Source organism: Psychroflexus maritimus (genome assembly GCF_011089875.1).
In the GTDB taxonomy this organism is placed as follows: Bacteria; Bacteroidota; Bacteroidia; order Flavobacteriales; family Flavobacteriaceae; genus Psychroflexus; species Psychroflexus maritimus.
In genome coordinates, this window is sequence record NZ_JAANAS010000005.1 from 1 (window position 1) to 241 (window position 241).

Below are 241 nucleotides of genomic sequence, written 5' to 3' on the forward strand. Positions count from 1 at the left end.
CCCGCATTTGGATTGATTTCCTCATCTTTCTGCGTTAAATCGAATTCGCCTATTTCGTTGTCGGCTTGTTGAGCGTCACTTGGTGAAGCACAAATGATTTCATTACTCGCTGTTAAATTAATCTCAGGTCGGTCATCAATGAACAACTGGAATCGATTATCTTCAGCGGAATTAAACGCCGTAATACAAGCATTTTCTCCTTCCAATCGGATATAGATGAACTCACCATCAATTCCGTTAT

Annotated in this window: 1 protein-coding gene; it reads right to left on the reverse strand. The window is 40.2% G+C overall.

Going from position 1 to position 241, the window contains the following annotated elements; translation table 11 throughout:
• On the reverse strand, positions 1-241 hold a 241-nt coding region (locus tag G7034_RS01650; protein WP_166399226.1), incomplete at both ends, for a hypothetical protein.